Raw genomic sequence first — 16,914 nt, 5'->3', positions numbered from 1 at the left:
CCGATTACAACGGTAAAATTTCGAGTACGGCGACGTAAGAACCCTGGCGCTGCGTTGCCGGTGCTTCGCCGTTATTGTCCTGGTACTCGGCTTCAAGCCAATACATGCCGGCTTCGCTCACACTGAAGCTAACTTCACCTTTTTTATCGGTGGTCAGTTGAAGCGCGTTGGTTTGGTCACGATAGCGTTCGCCGTCTTTGACCAAAACCAGCGTTGCGTTTGCTGCCGCTTCACCGTCAATGGTGAATCTAAAGGTGATGTTCTCGCCGGTGTATAAGTCGTTAGGGTGGGTTACCGGTTCCAGCTCCAGTCCTTTGCCGGTCGCGCCCAGGGTATCGTAAGTCGGTGCCCCTACCGTCACAAAAGTCTCAACACGACGTGAGCGTTCACTGACTTGTAGCTCTCTGGCATTTTTTGGCACTTCCTTATCGAAGTCCTGGTCGGTTTTTTGCACGCCACGAGGTGGCCAGAATTTTTTCTCACCCTGCTCGTCGACCCAGCGTGCGGTCAGCCCCGAGCTGGCGGAGTATACGGTGTAGGTGCCTTGCTGCTGGAGTTCCAGATCGAACACCGAGCGGTACTTACCTTTATGGTCGTTCTGTAAACTCAGTTCATTACCATCAGGACCCATAGCGTTTACGCGGTCGAGGCCAAGCGGGTAATGATCTGGGTAAAAAATGCCGTTGGCAATGGCGGCATCAAAGGTGACCCATTCTGAGTCACCGGATACCACGGTGGCGCTGGGTTTAATCCAAACACGATGAGCCGTGCTGCTGGTGCTGGCGAATAAAGTCAATACCGCCAGGCTGGTGGTTAGCACAGATGATAGTTTCATGTTCAAGGCTCCAAAGTCAGGGTAATACGGCCAAGCTCATGCTCGCCGGAATCAGAAAACTTAAGGGGTTCGGTAAGCGGAAGCTGGAGCGGGATGCGAATCAGTTCTCTCCCGCCAACTTCCCTGGCGGCTTCGATGTAGAGGTAGTAAGTACCGTCGCCGAGTTGTTTAAATGAGCGTGTAAGCGCTGACAGATCAATGCGCTGGATGCCGGGGCGACGAGTAGCTCCGGAAACACCGTCAATCGGCATATCAGCCATACGGCCACTGCGGCGCCACCATTGGCGCAAATCTTTCAGCCATTTCTCGCCTTCTTGGTCAGCCAGTTTGAGATCGTACCAAACCGCAACATCAACGACCCGCTGGTGTCGCTTATCGGCCAGCCAAACGGCGAGGTAGGGAGGGTGATATTCGGCAACCTCTAGTCGCGGTATTTCAACGGTCAGCTCCGCTTGCTTAACTGCTTTGGCGTGAGCCGAACCGATGATGGCAAATAACGGAATCAAGAAGCCGGCCAGGACCAGTGGCCAGGTGGATTTTCGGCCCTTGCTGTATTTACTCAATAGTAATAACCCCGTAACCGTAAAAATAATGCTCGCAAGTGCAAAGAGATCGATAAACAGGCTCCAGATAGCGCCGGTGTTACGGGCTTTGTGGAGATCATTAAAATAAGCAATCCAGCCGCGGTCGGTACGTTCGCCGTAGACAGCCCCGTTGTCGAGATCAACGCTAAACCAAGCATCACCACCTGGCTTCGGCATGCCAACGTAGAGTTCGTAATCGTTCCACTCGATTTGTGCATTGTTACTGATGGCGGCGCCCGTGATTGATTCAAACCAACGATGAAATGCCGGCGGTAGGTTATCATCGCCTGATGCGTTGGAAAGCTGTGCTAACTCAGCCGGCGGCAGCACGCTGTCAAAGCTTTCCACCGTTGGGCTGGATTCGATCCAGCCCGCGTGGTTGAGCGTAATACCAGTAATTGAAAACAGCAGGATGCCGATGAGGCAGACCGCCGAGCTTATCCAGTGCCAGTCTTTTATTGTCTTCGCGCGCATGTTTAATTTGGGAACAAAACAACTTAGTGTTACTCTATATGAAAACAATTCGCATTTACAATTTAGAGTTTGTGGATGGATTTTTAAGTAACCGTTAAGAGAAGGTGCTATGAGAAGTATTATTTCCGAAACCGTCACTCAAGTACGTCACTGGAATGACACCTTGTTCAGTTTTAAAACTACCCGAAAACCGACGTTTACCTTCGAGAATGGGCAATTCGTGATGATGGGGCTGCAACTTGAGGACAAACCGTTATTGCGTGCCTATAGTATTGCCAGCGCCAATTACGAGGATGAACTGGAATTTTTTAGCATTAAAGTGCCGGATGGTGCGTTAACGTCACGCCTGCAACACATTCAGGTGGGTGATGAGGTGGTGCTGTCGACCCGGCCGACAGGGACGCTGGTGCCCGGTCATTTGTTGCCTGGAAAAAACCTCTATTTACTGGCTACCGGCACGGGGCTGGCGCCTTTTATGAGCGTGATAAAAGATCCGGACATGTATGAGCGATTTGATAAGATCGTGCTGGTTCATGGTGTCCGTTACGTGTCGGAACTGGCCTACCAAAAAGAAATATGTGAGGAGTTACCGAACAACGAATTTTTTGGTGACTGGGTTAAAGAGAAACTGCTTTACTACCCTACCGTAACACGCGAGCCGTTCCGCGATGAGGCGCATCAACAACGTATTACACAACTACTGGAAACCGATACCCTGACGCAACAGCTCGGTCTGCCAGCCATCAACCCGGAGTCTGATCGCTTTATGCTTTGCGGAAACAACGCTATGCTTGAAGATATCATGGCCATATTAGATCGGCGTGGATTCACCAAAGCGACTTCCCGGAAGCAGGGTGACTACGTGATTGAACAGGCTTTTATCGAAAAGTAATCGTACGGAGAGCACCATCAGCTGGCACCAACTGTTAACGGACATACGTGCTTGCCAGCTCTGCGAAAAGCATTTGCCATTGGGTGCGCGGCCGGTTGTGCAGTTTCATCCAGACGCGCGCATTTTGGTTGCAGGGCAAGCGCCCGGACGCCGAGTACACGCGTCCGGAAAACCTTTTGACGACCCGAGCGGGGATCGGTTGAGGGACTGGATGGGTATCGATAAGGACAGTTTTTATGATCCCCGCCAGTTGGCCATCGTCCCCATGGGGTTTTGTTATCCGGGTACCGGTAAGTCGGGTGACCTACCACCGCGAAAAGAATGCGCCGACACTTGGCGGGCCACTATTCTGACAGAGCTTCCTAATATTCAATTGATACTGGCCATTGGCCAATATGCGCAACAATGGCATCTAGCAGCGCAGGGCCGACAAACACTGACTGAGCGTGTAAAAAACTGGCAAAACACCTTACAGCAGGGCGTATTGCCATTGCCACACCCCAGCCCGCGTAATAATCTGTGGTTGCGAAAGAATCCCTGGTTCGAGGCTGAAGTTGTGCCTGAACTAAAACGGCGTATTGCACAGCTGAGGTAACCCATCATGCGAATTATCTATTCTTATGGCCGCTTAATACTGTTCGTGTTAGGCGTCCTGGCCGGTGTGCAGGTCCCTCATTTTGTCGATCAGTATGGCAAAGCGTTGCAATCTCATTATCTTGAGATACAACAGAATCTGGCACAGTTTCAGCAGGAAGCGGATAAATACTTTGACGGTGACCTGGAAAAGCTGATTGTGTATTACAAGGCATCGGACGACCACGTATTTAAAGACGGTGGTGACAGCATCGACAATATTTATCAGCGTTATCAGCAACTGCAAATTGCTCATCAGAACTTTCAAAGTGGCAGTTTGGCGGCCTATCAACAGACCTTTTTAAGTCCGGTTGGATCGATTCGGCAGGAAGTCAGGCAAAGCTATGATTACGCGATTCGCTTAACACCGGATGCCATAATTACGGCATTAATCATTGGTTTTCTACTGGCTTGTGTCGGCGAACTGTTACTGAGGTTGCTATTGTGGCCAGTTAACCGCAAACCACGAGGAGAACAGCATGGATAAGTTTATGGAAGCTGCGCTGGCAGAGGCCAAAAAGGGCATGGAAACCGGCGGAATACCGATTGGTTCGGTGATTGTGCATGACGGTGAAATCATTGGTCGTGGTCATAACCAGCGAGTGCAGAAAGGCAGTGCAACATTACACGGCGAGATGGATGCGCTGGAAAATGCCGGGCGTCAGCCAGCCGCTGTTTATAAAAACAGCGTGCTGTATACGACGCTTTCGCCCTGCGCTATGTGCACAGGGGCGATTTTGTTGTATGGCATACCTAAGGTTGTCATCGGTGAAAACAAAACCTTTATGGGTGAAGAGGAACTGTTAAAATCCCGTGGCGTTGAAGTTAACGTGTTGCAGGCAGAACCCTGTATTGCGTTGATGGAAAAATTTATACAGCAGTCGCCTCAGCTTTGGCATGAGGATATCGGCTGCGAATAATCTGAGGAGTGGTAATGCCTTACGATTGGGTTGTTTTTGATGCTGATGAAACCCTCTTTACGTTCGATGCACGGCAGGGGCTTGAAGCGTTATTCGGCCGCTATGAACTGCCGTTTGACGATGCGACCTTTACCGAATTTAAGCAGGTAAACCAGCCTCTTTGGCAAGGATTTCAACGCGGAGAATTAACCGCAAAAGACATCAAGCAACGGCGCTTTGTGCCGTGGGAACAAAAGCTTGGCAAACCGTCAGAAGCCATTAACACAGAGTTTATGAGCTGTATGGCGACTATTTGTGAAACCATTGAAGGCACTGAGCGGCTGCTTGAGTCACTGCACGGCAAAGCGAAAATGGGGATAATCACAAATGGTTTTGTTGAGCTTCAGCAGGAGCGGTTAGAAAAGACGAAGACCGCTAAGTATTTTGATTTCCTGGTGGTTTCCGAGCAGCTCGGAGTCGCTAAGCCGGATCCTGAAATCTTTCACTATACCCACAAAAACCATATGAGCGAGCAGCCAGCGCCTGAGCGTATTTTAATGGTTGGCGATAACCCGCATTCAGACATTTTGGGCGGCCTCAATGCGGGCTGGCATACTTGTTGGTTTAACCGTGACAACAGCCAGTTACCCGAGGATATTCGGCCACACCATACCATTACTCACTTAGACCAGCTGACATCGTTATTAAACGAGCGCTGATATCACAACCAGCGCTTTGTCTTTTGGCGATACTGGGTGTAGTCGCGGCCAAACTTTTCAGCGAGGGCGCGCTCCTCTGGCTTAATCTGAAACTGGTTCATGTAAAACATATAGGCGGGCAAGCCAAACAATGTTGCCATGTTGGCCAGGTACAGACCCCACGCCAGTAACAGTAGGGCAAACCCAAGATACATGGGGTTGCGGGTATAGCGGTAGATACCGGTAGTGACCAGACTATTGGTTTTTGTTGGATCCCGAGGATCCGGTGTGGTGGCAGCGCGTTTGAAACTGATTACCCCGATCAATGGGATGATGACCCCGAGGGCCGCTATGATGGCGATGATCCAGTTGGGTAACGGCTGAAAATGGACCTGTGGGAACAAGGGCGATAGTAGCAACATGATACCGGCGATAAGAATGACGAGTACCACCGGTGGTACTTTAAGTTCGAGCGCTTTCATTATTTAGGAGCTTTTGTGTCGAGCGATGAACTGATTATCAGCCAAACCCAAGCGTGGGTGCAACGGCTGATCGTAAAATACACCATTTGCCCTTTCGCGCGACGCGAACTGGAGCGTCGTTCTATTCGTTATGTGGTGGACAATGGCAACGACGTTGAGGCGCATCTGGAGCGGGTGGTTAGCGAGTGCCGTATTCTTGATGAACAGCCGGCCGTTGAAACAACCCTACTGATCATACCCGGGCTATCGTCGTTTGCTGACTTTCTCGACGTAATCACCGTTGCCGAACAACTCATGTCAATGAGCGGTTATGATGGCGTGTACCAATTAGCACACTTCCATCCCGATTATTGTTTTGAGGGTGAGCAACAGGACGATCCGGCTAATTACACCAACCGTGCGCCCTATCCTACGCTGCATTTACTCCGTGAAGCCTCAATGGAGGAAGTGCTTAAACAAACCCCCGACCCTGAACAAATTCCGCTGCGGAACATCGAGTTTGCACGGCGTAAAGGCGCGGACTTTTTTGAGCGCATACTGGCAGACATTCGTAATTCAGGAGGTTGAATTACAGCACATTATTCAGCGCAATGCCGAGTCCGAAACGAGTTTGCTTGTGGTTGTAGTCAATTAAGCTCTCGCCGTAGCCAGTGAAGACACTGGTGTAGCCGGTAAACTTACCCCATAACGGGAAGGTCCAGCTAAGCTCAGCAGAGCCACGGCCGGTGTCAATAGCGTGCCGCAGTCGTAAAATGTACTCAAAGTCACCGTCATTATAGGCACTGGCAAACTCGTAGTTACCGACGTAATCTTCAATGTTGGGGTTGTCATCGCCCTTAGAATCCAGAGGGTCTTCTTTGGGATCTTCTTGCACTCTAATCCACGGCTTTAACGAAAATACCCAGTCACCCTTTTCGACAACAAACTGCGCATAAATTCGGTTCCAGCTCCGTGACAGCGGCTGGCTCCGGCCGTTAGACAGATGCTCTGCTCCTAACACAACGGCGGTATTGGTGCCAAAAGGGTGCCAGCCAGTTGGTGTCGCATAAAAAATTTCCGGCATGTAATTGGTTTCCCGGAAGGGCTTGGAAATATTGTCGGAATAAACCTGCCACCAAGACTGCACGGTGAAGCCAAAAAACAGTTTATCCTTTTCGAACAAGAGACTTTCCTTGTTGAAAGGGACTTTAAAACTGAGTTGGAATTTCGCCTCGTACTCTTCCAGGTTGCTCTCATAGCCATCAACTTCTGCGTATTGAAGACGGTTAATGTTATTGGTGGTCAGCACCGGTAAGATATAGTTACGTCGATGTGGCGTTAGTACGTAAGGATCGAACTCGGTGACCTGTTCACTGCGAATGCGCTGCGTTAATGCGCCAGGTTGTTCTGCAACGGCGTCAACCTCGACCACGTCCTCTGCCGGCTGCTGTTGCTTCAGTGATTCACTGCACCAGGCCTTTATTTCAGCAACGGTGACTTCATCACTGGCGCTTTGTAAGCGATCGATCAGGCACTTTTGCTGGCTGCTGATGTCCTGCGCATGCAGAGGCAAGGATGCGAACGCTGACAATAGCGTTGCCAGCGATGCTGTCTTCGATAACGGCATAGTTGTTTTTTCCTTAACGGCGAAATCAAACCCTGAGAGTTCGGGCGGTGCATAACAGTTATTACTTTATCTTAGTCTGATATCGATCAGTTTACGTAAGATTTACAGAATTTTTATGCTATAATTCAGGATCTTTTCGTCGGTACGGTGTGAGCCGTTCATTACAATAGAGGGGCGGGTTTAATACGTTGCAGTTTATCAAGCAAGCTATCAAATCAAGCGTAAACTTCTTCGACCGGCTACCGCTGTATGCGCGTTTTGGCGTCGCGCTGTTATTCCCCGTTATCGTTATTGTCTGGATTTCTGTTTTCAATATTTTAGAGCTACGCCAATCGGTGGCGCAGTTAAGTCGTTTAACCACAGACCTGAAACTGGTGACCGAAGCAGGTCAGTTGGTCGGTAACCTGCAGCAGGAGCGCGGTTACAGCGTGTTGTCACTCAAAAGCGGCGATCCCAAATTTCAGCAACGCTTGTCGACCAGCCGGCAAGCAAGCTCTCAGCAACTGCAGCAGTTACAGCAGGCTCTAGCTGAAACGCCGGTGGATGATCAACAGAGCGCTATTTATAAGAATCTGGTCGAAATTCTGCGGAGTTTAGCGCGACTGGATGACATCCGCGAGCGGGTGGATAACCGCTCAGTCACTGCCGGACAGATTGTTGGCTACTTTTCCGCCCCGGTTGACCAGTTTAATGCGCAAATCAGTCGCTTATCCCGTGATACCAATGTATCGAGCTTTGCTCGCCAGCTTAATGCGTATTTTATCCTCAACCGTCTGCGGGAGCTGTTGGGTCAGGAACGAGTGCTTATCGGCACCGCGTTGAGTGACGGAAGCATTGAACATCACCAACTACGAGACTTGATTTATTTGACGGGCCGACAACACAGCTTGTTGGTTGGTTTACAAAACCAGACACAATACGCCGATAAGATAAACCTCGTCGCCACATCGACTGATTTAAGAGCAGAGCTGGTTGAGAGTGACCAACCGGCAAGGCTGTTAAGCGAGACGGAATTAGACAATTGGTTTGTGCAGCAGACAAAGCTGATTGAACAAGTGCAGCAAGTGGAAAACCGTATCATTGCCTCGATTCAGCAGCAGGCTGGTGATGCTTACGCGAGTGCACACAATGAATTGTGGCGGTACCTGATCATATCGCCGTTGGCGTTGTTCAGTAGCCTATTTTTTGCATGGCTTATCGTGCGTTTTGTGAAACGGCGGATGTTACTGCTGGATAAAGTATTTATGCACAGCCACGACCGCATAACCGTCAGTGACGCCGAGGGTAATATCGTTGACGTTAACCCGGCATTTACCCGCATGACGGGCTACAGCAAAGAGGAAGTGCTTGGCAGAAACCCGCGTTTTCTGCAGTCCGGCCGACAGGACAAAGCGTTTTATAAAGCCATGTGGAACAGCATTATCCGGCACGGTGTCTGGCAAGGGGAACTGTGGAACCGACGCAAGGACGGTGAATTGTATGCCGAACTGTCGTCTATCAGCGCCATTCGCGATAACCATGGGCAAATTCAGAATTTTATTTCGATGTCATCAGATATCACCGAACGGGCGGTCGCGCATCAGCGGGAATTGGAGCATCAGGCCTATCATGATGCACTGACCGGGTTGCCCAATGTGATGTTGGTGCGCGACCGTCTTGAACATGCCCTGAGCCTGGCATCCCGGGGAACCGAAAAAGTTGTTGTCGCATCACTGGATATCGATAACTTTAAACGCATTAATTCGCGCTTTGGCCATGTAATTGGCGATAAAACCATTGAATGTATGGCCAAGCGATTGCGGGCTATGCTACGTGATGGTGATACGTTGGGGCGCGTCAGCGGCGATGAGTTTATCTTCATCATTGAGGGCGAAAAAAACCAGCGTAACATCGCGGATCTACTGGACCGTATTCGTCGGCGCGCATCACAACCAATGTCCATTGATGACCGTGATGTTGTTATTACCGTCAGTCTGGGCGCTACCCAATACCCAGAAGATAACCACGATGCGGATACGTTGATTCGTCATGCTACGCAAGCGTTGCATTTATCCAAGCGCAAAGGCCGGGATCAGGTCAATTGGTTTGACGCTGAGCGAGAGCGGGAGCAGACCCAACTGACCCAACTCATTAAAGATCTAAAAGGTGCGATGCATCGACAGCAGTTGGTGCTTTACTATCAGCCGAAGGTGGACATGAGAACGTGCCGGATCGTCGGTGCCGAAGCGTTACTGCGCTGGCAGCGGGCAGATGGCAGTCTGGTGCCACCGGGTGACTTCCTTCCGCACATCGAAAATCATCCGTTCTCGATTGAAGTGGGTGATTATGTGATTAATCAGGCATTGAGTCAGATTGAAGCCTGGCAGCAGCAGGGTATTGAGCTACCGGTTAGTGTTAACGTCAGTGCTCAGCAATTGCTTGCAGAGGGCTTCGTCGAGTCGCTTCAACGCCAGCTAAACCGTTACCCGAAAGTTGCAGCCAGTGCGTTTGAAATTGAAATCCTCGAAAGTGCCGCCATTGGTAAGATTGATGAAGCGGCAAAAGTGATTGAGCGTTGTAAAGCACTGGGAGTGAGCGTGTCGCTGGATGACTTTGGCACCGGCTACGCTGCGCTGGATTATCTAAAACGACTGCCTGCTCAGGTGCTAAAGATTGACCAAAGCTTTGTCCGTGACATGCAGCGAGATGATGCTGACATGGCCATCGTTAAAGGCATTATCGGGCTCGCCAGAGCCTTCGGATTCGATGTGATTGCGGAAGGTGTTGAAACCCCGGAACAGGGACGGGTTCTGATTGAACTGGGCTGTTATGTTGGCCAGGGTTACGGTATCGCTCGACCCATGCCAGCCGCTGAGTTACCGCAATGGCTCAATACTTGGAAGTGCCCGGACGGCTGGCACAGTTAATCCTTACAAAGCCTCAGCGGCAGCATAGGCACTCGCCCAAGCCCATTGAAAATTATACCCGCCCAGCCAGCCTGTGACGTCGACGACTTCGCCGATAAAGTAGAGCCCCGGCTGGCACTTACTTTCCATGGTTTTTGAACTGATCTCATCAACGTTGACACCACCAAGGGTTACTTCAGCCGTGCGATAGCCCTCAGTACCATTGGGTTTTAATGACCAACTATTGAGATTGTCAGCGATGGTTTCGAAGCGAGCATGGCTGATGTCGGCCAAGCGCTGATTCAGTGGCCAGTCAAATTCGCCGCCCAGTGCGTTGACTAAGCGCTTAGGAAAAACGCTTTGTAATAGTGTGCTCAACTGGACTTTGGGCTGCTCACTTTGCTGATTTTTAAGCCATTCAAACGCATCCATATCAGGCAGCAAGTTGACCGTTACGGCGTCGCCCGGTTGCCAGTAGGAGGAGATTTGCAAAACGGCGGGGCCACTGACACCGCGGTGAGTAAACAAGAGTGCTTCGCGAAAATAGCCGTCGTTTGCGGCGGCAGTAACCGGCACCGAGATGCCCGAGACTTCGCCGAAACGTTGCTTTTGGTCATCCTGTAAGGTGAAAGGAACCAATCCGGCACGGACTGGTATGATGGAATGCCCAAATTGCTCGGCGATCTGATAACCAAGTGGTGTTGCACCCAGTTTTGGCATGGATAAACCGCCACAGGCGACCACTAACTGCTCAGCCTGGTAGTGACCGGCACTGGTTTTAAGCAGGTACTGACCATTATGCTCAACAGCAAGAACCTCAGTTCTTAGCTGCACTCTTGCACCGTACTGGTCGCATTCTGCCAGTAGCATTTTGACAATATCTTTGGCACTGTCGTCGCAAAACAACTGCCCCAGTGTTTTCTCATGATATGAGATCTGATGTTTGTCGACGAGCGCTATAAAATCCCACTGGGTGTAACGGCTAAGTGCCGATTTACAAAAATGGGGGTTACTCGACAGATAGTTCTCCGGGCTGGCATAGAGGTTGGTAAAGTTACAGCGCCCTCCACCTGAGATAAGAATTTTTTTTCCGGCTTGCTTGGCATGGTCGATGACCAGTACTCGCTTGCCACGACGAGCCGCGTTGGCGGCGCAGTGAAGACCCGCTGCGCCGGCACCGATGATCAAGGTATCATATTGCTGTGGAGAAGGCTGTGTCATGCCGGGACGGTACCTTTTATTATGCGGTTAGTTTATCCAGTACGTATTCGGCTTTACTGACTTCAAACTGTTTTTCGTCTTCTACGAACAGGTGCTCGACAATACCGTCTTCAACCACCATGGCGTAGCGTTTTGAGCGAATACCGCCAAAGGCACCGGTATCATTAGCCAACCCTAAGGCTTCGCTGTAGGCGCCATTACCGTCCGATAATAACCGAACTTTATCTCCGATCCCCAGTGCGTCGCCCCAGGCTTTCATCACAAAAGCATCATTAACTGAAATGCAATTAATGCTCTGTACCCCTTTATTTTTAAAGGCATCAGCTAGTTCAACGTAGCCAGGCAAGTGCTTCTCCGAACAGGTCGGAGTAAATGCGCCGGGTACGGCAAAAATAATATGACGCCCTTTGGCAAAAATTTCGCGCGGGTCATAGTGTTGAATGCCCAGATCGCCTTTACTGGTCAGTGCGCCTGTCGGAAGTTGATCGTTCTCTTTAATCATGACTCAAATCCTTGGTTTATATAAATATCGAAGCGATGCTTTTTACTCGATAACTGCTGGTTTGGTTCAATACCGGCTAAGAAAGGAGCGGACGCCGGACGCTTAACCACCACCCGGTATCGCGCGACGTCCAGTGCAGGTTGCAAGAGTTCATCGGCATCTTCATCGCTACCCACCAGCTGCTGAAACATTTGCATGTCTTTTTTAACCTGCGCTTTACGTTTGCCGGTTTTGGGGTACATCGGATCAAGGTACACCACATCGGCGATGCCGCCCTCAACCTGGTTAATGTGAGTGGCTGCCAACAGGGTCATGCGGCGCGCGGCTTCGGCGATACTGTCGGTTTGCTGTTGGGCACGGAGCAAACCGTCGGCGAGCAAAGCGCGTACACTGGGGTGGCGTTCAATTAACTGCACCTGACAGCCAAATCCGGCCAGAACCATGGCATCACGGGCAAGTCCGGCCGTGGCATCGATAACAGAAGGCTTACGCTTGCCGGTAACACCCAGCGCTTTGGCGATGGCTTCTGACTTTAGTGACGTATGCAGCGCTCGATAAGCACTTTTACCTTGATGGAAATCGATCCGTAATGGCTGCAGTTTCGGCTCGGTTAACCACACTAAAGCGAGTCCGTCGTCGGTTTGTCGTAGTTCGAACTCGCTGCTCATTAACGTTCCATATCGATGTGCGGAATGTCGTCTTCCAGGTATTCTTCGCTGATGGCTTTAAAACCAAAGCTTTGGTAAAACGTCAGCAAGTAAGTCTGGGCACCGATCCGAATGGGCGTGCCGGGAGCTCGTTGCTCTAGGTAGTCGATCGCGCGAGTCATCAGCTCGCGGCCAAGCCCAGAACGCCGCACAGACTGGGCGGTAAGTACACGGCCAATACGGGCATAAGACTGTTGCTCGGAGGCCTGAAAGATACGCGCATAGGCAACCATCTCGCCGGCTTCGTTACGGGCGAATAAATGCTCCGCATGACTGTCTGCGCCATCCGCATCAAGGTAAGGACAAGTCTGTTCGACAACAAAGACCTCTTGGCGCAGTTGCAATATCTGGTAAAGCTGATTGAGGGATAGCTCGTCAAATTTACGTAAAAACCAATTCATGTGCCCACTTTCTTAATTTTTCTGGATAAAGGAATAACCTGCCCCCGTTTTGCCGTTAAGGTCGAGGGGTATAATGCCAACAGCTCTTTCACCGGTTTTCTGCCGTCGGCTTTTTGGCTAATACTGCGTGATACCGACAGTTCACTAATGGAAGCGGGTTGATAAAGAGCCCGGGTTAATGGCGTGTCGTGGTTACTTATTAGTACAGGTATTTGCCTTTTACAAGCTGCCCGAAGCGCATGCCTGGCAAGCTCACTCTGATCATCTAAACCGAAGCCTCCGGTGGCATAACTGGTAAAGTTTGATGCTTGTACAAGTGGCGCATAGGGTGGATCGCAATATATCACATCACCCCGTCGGGCGCGTCGGAAAACGTGTTCGAATGAACAGCAGATAAATTTAGCGCGCTTGGCCTTTTCGGCAAAAAACTCAAGTTCAGCTTCTGGAAAGTAAGGCTTGCGGTAATCACCGAACGGCACATTAAAAATGCCTTTGCTGTTATAGCGACACAAACCGTTGTAGCCATGTCGATTCATGTAAAGGAACAATAATGAACGCACATAGGGGTCGGTGCTGGCATTAAATTGCGCCCGCAGCGAATAGTACGCATCACTCTCGTTATTACGGCTAACGAACAGTTTGCGCGCATCCTCGATAAAGGTTTTCGGGCGTCGTTTCACAAACTGATACAGCGTGATCAAATCTGCATTGATATCATTGAGCAGATAGCTGTCGTAGTCAGTGTTCAAAAACACTGAGCCGGCACCGACGAAGGGTTCGATGAGCTTTTTTCCGTGCGGTAATTGGTTTTTAATGGGTTCTATCAGCGAATACTTGCCGCCCGCCCATTTTAAAAAAGCCCTGTTCTTCTTCATTGACCGACCTTTGGTGGATCTTACCGCTAGTGTACCCGAAAGGCCGGATGATGAAAATTACTCTTGTTCTGGCTGGTTGATTTCTGCCTGCATGGCGGCAAAAGACTTAGCCCAGGGCTCCATCTGTTGAACAGCTTCAGGTAACTGGGCAACACCTGCGCGAGCCTGTTGCAACGAGTCAAAATTGCCGTAACTGATTACGAAGCGGCCGTCGTTACGCTGATAAACCTCGGTGATCTCGGCGAGCTGGTAGTCGCTACGAAATTCTCCCAGCAGCGCTTCGGTGCTGATCACGGCAATTTGGAGGCCGAAACGTTGTGGATCGCGAGCGGCAATGTCATCCGTCTGATAGGGTAGTTTCGGGGTTGCGACCGGAGCTTCAGCCTCGTTGGGTTGAGCAACCGGCTGTTGCTTAATCAATGCCACGTCTAATTCGCGCGGATCGTTCTCTGCCGCAGCAACACGGTTAAGATCACTCAGTGCATCGCGATAGGATATGGCCAAATCAGCCGGCATTAACTCCAGCGTCTGCTGGGTTAAGGGTTCAAACTTAGGTAACTCTGGCCGTTCTGCTTCGGGTTGAGGTTCTGCCGCCGTTTGTTGCGCGACGGGCTGCTGTGGCTCCGGCTCTGAAGCGGTTTGTGCCTGCCACCAGTCAAGCAATGGTTGACGGTTTAAATAGGCGCCCATAACCACGCTTAACGCCAGTGCGCAAGCGATGATGTAGCGTAATTTAATGGAACGGCCGCCGGTCGGTGCGTTGTCGCTCAGCGTAACGTCATCTTCGGAGATAGAATCATCATGCTCTTGTGGCTCCGCGGGGGCGTCTTTGTAGCGTTGAGCTTGAGTCGCCAATGCCAGTTGTAACCGCTGTTGAATTTCTCCAGGATAGCCGTTGATGGTGCTAAGGAACTGTTGAATTCGGTCAAGGCTCCAAAGACGTTTTAGGCGGTCCGGCAGCAGTGCTTGCACAAGACGTACCTGTTCGTCTTTACTGAGAGGCTGAATTTCCAACATCACCGGCCCCTGCAAACGCAGATGAGGGGCGGGTTTTTGCTGGTAAGCCCAACGGCTGTCAGCCGCAATGATGATGCTGACGCGCTGGCCGATGGCGGACAACTGACTGACGGTCGCGACGCACTCCGCCAGGAATGAATCGGGCAGTTGCTGGCCATTATCAATCACGATAACGGCGTGACGTAGTGGTTGCTGGCGCTGAATCTGACGACTCAGTGTTTCGTCGCTTAAACTGATGGTACCAAAGAGTTGGTTCAGTATTTGCGCCCGCAATCGGTCGACGGTCGAACGCTCGTTAGCGGTGACAAAGGCGCACTCTGCATAGTCAGATGCTTGTTCCAGAAACAACTCTGCAATGGTGGTTTTGCCGTAGCCGTCACCACCGTGCAACATAATGAGCGCGTCATTTTGCTGACACTGCTGATGCAGTTGATCGATGATTTGTTGTTGACTGTTTTTTACTTTTACCGGCGCTGCGACGATGTGTTGTTGAGCCATTGCGTGCATAACTGTGTTCCTGTTTGATGCGTTTTTAGCAACATTCAGTGATCACAGCCGCTACCGTCTTTGAATCAATATCTTTTACCACTTCGGCCGAGCCAATGCCGGTTGGTAAGATAAAGTGCAGTTTTCCGTCTTTGACTTTTTTATCCCGTTGCATGTAGTCAAGCCATTGTGACCAGGGCATTTGCGGCCCCTTAACGGGCAACCCTAACGCATCGAGTAACGCATAAATTCGACGGAAATCTGACGCAGACAGTCGCTGTGTCACTTCCGCTAATTTAGATGCAATAACAGTGCCAGCTGCAACACCCTCGCCATGCGTCCACTCACCGTAGTTTGTCGCTGCTTCAATTGCATGGCCAAAGGTGTGACCCAAATTCAGCAACGCGCGAATGCCGGCCTCGCGTTCATCAGCTGCGACCACTTTCGCTTTAATGTCACACGAACGTTCAATCGCATGAATCAAGGCATGGGTGTTTCGCTGTTTCAGTTCGGTGGCATGGTCTTCTAGCCATTGAAAGAATGCAGCGTCATAGATGATGCCGTACTTGACCACTTCGGCAAGCCCGCTGAGGTAGTCTCTTTCCGTCAACGTTTGTAGGCATTCTGTATCAATCAGAACGGCCTGTGGTTGATAAAAGGCGCCAATAAGATTTTTTCCCCGAGGGTGGTTTACCGCTGTTTTGCCGCCGACAGAAGAGTCAACTTGCGCCAACAGCGTGGTCGGAACCTGGAAGAAATCAACGCCGCGTTGGAAAGTAGCGGCAACGAAACCGGCCAAATCACCGACGACTCCGCCACCAAGCGCTAAAATAGCGCAATCACGGTTAAAACCGCGAGCTATCAAACGATCCATGACTTCGGTGTAAACCGCGAGGCTTTTGTATTGTTCGCCATCGGGCATTTCGAACACCTCGACCTGATGGTCGGCAAGTTGTTCCAGCACAGGCGCTAAATAAAACGAAGCTACGGTAGGATTGGTAATGATCAAGACCTGGTGTCTGAGGCCTGTTAATTTTTGCTTGAGCAGTGTTAGGAAGCCTGCTCCGATATGAATAGGGTAGCTGCGCTCGTCCAGTTCAACGGTTACTTGTGCCATCGCGCAGCTCCTTGTATTAATTTAGCCTAACCCATTAACACCGAGTTTTTCGATAATTTCATTGACCACCACTTTCGCACTCTGCTCGTCGGTGCGAACGGTTATGTCGGCAATTTCCTCGTACAGAGGGTTACGGACTTCAGCGAGCTCTTCCAGCACTTTGCGCGGGTCATCGGCCTCGGCAATCAGAGGACGGCGCTTGTCGCGTTGTGTCCGAGCCAGTTGTTTGTCGATGGTCGTTTCCAGATACACAACCACACCACGAGCAGATAAGCGGTTGCGACTTTCTTTGCTCATGATTGAACCGCCACCGGTCGCCAGCACGATACCCATGTGTTCGGTGAGGTCTTCAATGACTTTTTCTTCTCTGGCACGAAAGCCTTCTTCGCCTTCCAGCTCAAATACCCAGCTGATGTCTGCACCCGTCCGGCGCTCAATTTCTGTGTCAGAATCGTAGAAGTCTAAATGGAGTTGTCTGGCAATTTGACGACCAATAGTACTTTTGCCGGCACCCATAGGGCCGACAAGAAAAATATTACGTTTCTCAGCCATATTCCTGCTTACATCACTGTTTAAATTAGCTGTAACTCACGAATCCGG

18 protein-coding genes and 1 pseudogene are annotated in these 16,914 nt (G+C 50.6%); 7 read left to right on the top strand and 12 right to left on the bottom strand.

Translation table 11 applies throughout. The annotated features are described in order from the left end of the window. Positions 1 to 4: 4 nt before the first annotated feature. Both CWE23_RS12215 and CWE23_RS12210 read right to left on the bottom strand, forming a co-directional pair. Positions 5 to 835: a DUF4198 domain-containing protein gene (locus CWE23_RS12215; protein ID WP_126820402.1), complete on the bottom strand. Its 831-nt coding sequence runs from the start codon at positions 833 to 835 to the stop codon at positions 5 to 7. A gap of 2 nt (positions 836 to 837) precedes the next feature. Continuing rightward, on the bottom strand, positions 838 to 1,893 hold the full coding sequence (locus CWE23_RS12210; protein WP_126820401.1) for a PepSY-associated TM helix domain-containing protein: 1,056 nt from the start codon (positions 1,891 to 1,893) through the stop codon (positions 838 to 840). A gap of 109 nt (positions 1,894 to 2,002) precedes the next feature. On the opposite strand from CWE23_RS12210, the gene CWE23_RS12205 reads away from it, so the two are divergent. The 5 genes from CWE23_RS12205 to yjjG are packed head-to-tail and all read left to right on the top strand — an operon-like array spanning position 2,003 to position 5,036. Beyond that, a complete protein-coding gene (locus CWE23_RS12205; RefSeq protein ID WP_105307548.1) occupies positions 2,003 to 2,785 on the top strand; it encodes a ferredoxin--NADP reductase in 783 nt (260 codons plus the stop codon). Positions 2,786 to 2,801: 16 nt separating this feature from the next. After that, a complete protein-coding gene (locus tag CWE23_RS12200; protein WP_105307833.1) occupies positions 2,802 to 3,380 on the top strand; it encodes a uracil-DNA glycosylase family protein in 579 nt (192 codons plus the stop codon). Between the two features lie 6 nt (positions 3,381 to 3,386). Beyond that, positions 3,387 to 3,905: a DUF2937 family protein gene (locus tag CWE23_RS12195; RefSeq protein WP_126820400.1), complete on the top strand. Its 519-nt coding sequence runs from the start codon at positions 3,387 to 3,389 to the stop codon at positions 3,903 to 3,905. Continuing rightward, positions 3,898 to 4,338: a nucleoside deaminase gene (locus tag CWE23_RS12190; protein WP_105307546.1), complete on the top strand. Its 441-nt coding sequence runs from the start codon at positions 3,898 to 3,900 to the stop codon at positions 4,336 to 4,338. The genes CWE23_RS12195 and CWE23_RS12190 overlap by 8 nt, the downstream gene beginning before the upstream one ends. A 14-nt stretch (positions 4,339 to 4,352) precedes the next feature. Beyond that, positions 4,353 to 5,036 (top strand): pyrimidine 5'-nucleotidase, encoded by a 684-nt coding sequence (gene yjjG / locus CWE23_RS12185; RefSeq protein ID WP_105307545.1) that lies wholly within the window; start codon positions 4,353 to 4,355, stop codon positions 5,034 to 5,036. 2 nt (positions 5,037 to 5,038) lie between these two features. On the opposite strand, the gene CWE23_RS12180 is transcribed toward yjjG, so the two are convergent. Next, positions 5,039 to 5,497, bottom strand: coding sequence for a methyltransferase family protein (locus tag CWE23_RS12180; RefSeq protein ID WP_126820399.1), 459 nt, complete (start codon positions 5,495 to 5,497; stop codon positions 5,039 to 5,041). A gap of 15 nt (positions 5,498 to 5,512) precedes the next feature. Here CWE23_RS12180 and CWE23_RS12175 point away from each other — a divergent pair, with 15 nt between their 5' ends. Then, positions 5,513 to 6,064, top strand: a complete 552-nt coding sequence (locus tag CWE23_RS12175) for a DUF1415 domain-containing protein (protein WP_126820398.1) — start codon at positions 5,513 to 5,515, stop codon at positions 6,062 to 6,064. Position 6,065: 1 nt separating this feature from the next. Here CWE23_RS12175 and CWE23_RS12170 read toward each other — a convergent pair whose 3' ends face one another. Next, on the bottom strand, positions 6,066 to 7,103 hold the full coding sequence (locus CWE23_RS12170; protein WP_105307542.1) for a phospholipase A: 1,038 nt from the start codon (positions 7,101 to 7,103) through the stop codon (positions 6,066 to 6,068). A 188-nt stretch (positions 7,104 to 7,291) separates the two neighbouring features. On the opposite strand from CWE23_RS12170, the gene CWE23_RS12165 reads away from it, so the two are divergent. Further along, positions 7,292 to 10,009, top strand: coding sequence for an EAL domain-containing protein (locus tag CWE23_RS12165; RefSeq protein ID WP_126820397.1), 2,718 nt, complete (start codon positions 7,292 to 7,294; stop codon positions 10,007 to 10,009). Positions 10,010 to 10,012: 3 nt separating this feature from the next. On the opposite strand, the gene CWE23_RS12160 is transcribed toward CWE23_RS12165, so the two are convergent. From CWE23_RS12160 to aroK, 8 genes and pseudogenes are all read right to left on the bottom strand, one after another. Further along, a complete protein-coding gene (locus CWE23_RS12160) occupies positions 10,013 to 11,209 on the bottom strand; it encodes a BaiN/RdsA family NAD(P)/FAD-dependent oxidoreductase (protein WP_126820396.1) in 1,197 nt (398 codons plus the stop codon). 19 nt (positions 11,210 to 11,228) lie between these two features. Continuing rightward, positions 11,229 to 11,711 (bottom strand): peroxiredoxin, encoded by a 483-nt coding sequence (locus CWE23_RS12155; protein ID WP_126820395.1) that lies wholly within the window; start codon positions 11,709 to 11,711, stop codon positions 11,229 to 11,231. Further along, positions 11,708 to 12,400, bottom strand: a pseudogene (locus tag CWE23_RS12150) (class I SAM-dependent methyltransferase); the annotation flags it as partial. The gene CWE23_RS12155 and the pseudogene CWE23_RS12150, both read right to left, overlap by 4 nt. Beyond that, positions 12,379 to 12,819 carry a GNAT family N-acetyltransferase gene (locus CWE23_RS12145; protein ID WP_126820393.1) on the bottom strand — a complete coding sequence of 147 codons (441 nt, stop codon included), beginning with the start codon at positions 12,817 to 12,819 and terminating at the stop codon, positions 12,379 to 12,381. The gene CWE23_RS12145 and the pseudogene CWE23_RS12150, both read right to left, overlap by 22 nt. Then, positions 12,816 to 13,694, bottom strand: coding sequence for a Dam family site-specific DNA-(adenine-N6)-methyltransferase (locus CWE23_RS12140; protein ID WP_126820392.1), 879 nt, complete (start codon positions 13,692 to 13,694; stop codon positions 12,816 to 12,818). The genes CWE23_RS12145 and CWE23_RS12140 overlap by 4 nt, the downstream gene beginning before the upstream one ends. Before the next feature lie 57 nt (positions 13,695 to 13,751). Next, positions 13,752 to 15,218: an SPOR domain-containing protein gene (locus CWE23_RS12135; RefSeq protein ID WP_126820391.1), complete on the bottom strand. Its 1,467-nt coding sequence runs from the start codon at positions 15,216 to 15,218 to the stop codon at positions 13,752 to 13,754. Between the two features lie 25 nt (positions 15,219 to 15,243). Beyond that, on the bottom strand, positions 15,244 to 16,314 hold the full coding sequence (gene aroB / locus CWE23_RS12130) for a 3-dehydroquinate synthase (RefSeq protein ID WP_105307534.1): 1,071 nt from the start codon (positions 16,312 to 16,314) through the stop codon (positions 15,244 to 15,246). A gap of 21 nt (positions 16,315 to 16,335) precedes the next feature. After that, positions 16,336 to 16,866, bottom strand: a complete 531-nt coding sequence (aroK, locus tag CWE23_RS12125; protein ID WP_105307533.1) for a shikimate kinase AroK — start codon at positions 16,864 to 16,866, stop codon at positions 16,336 to 16,338. Between the last annotated feature and the right edge of the window lie 48 nt (positions 16,867 to 16,914).

Source organism: Idiomarina aquatica, assembly GCF_003987185.1.
GTDB lineage: Bacteria > Pseudomonadota > Gammaproteobacteria > Enterobacterales > Alteromonadaceae > Idiomarina > Idiomarina aquatica.
Note: the sequence above shows the minus strand (reverse complement) of the source record. Positions and strands in the feature narration are given on the sequence as shown.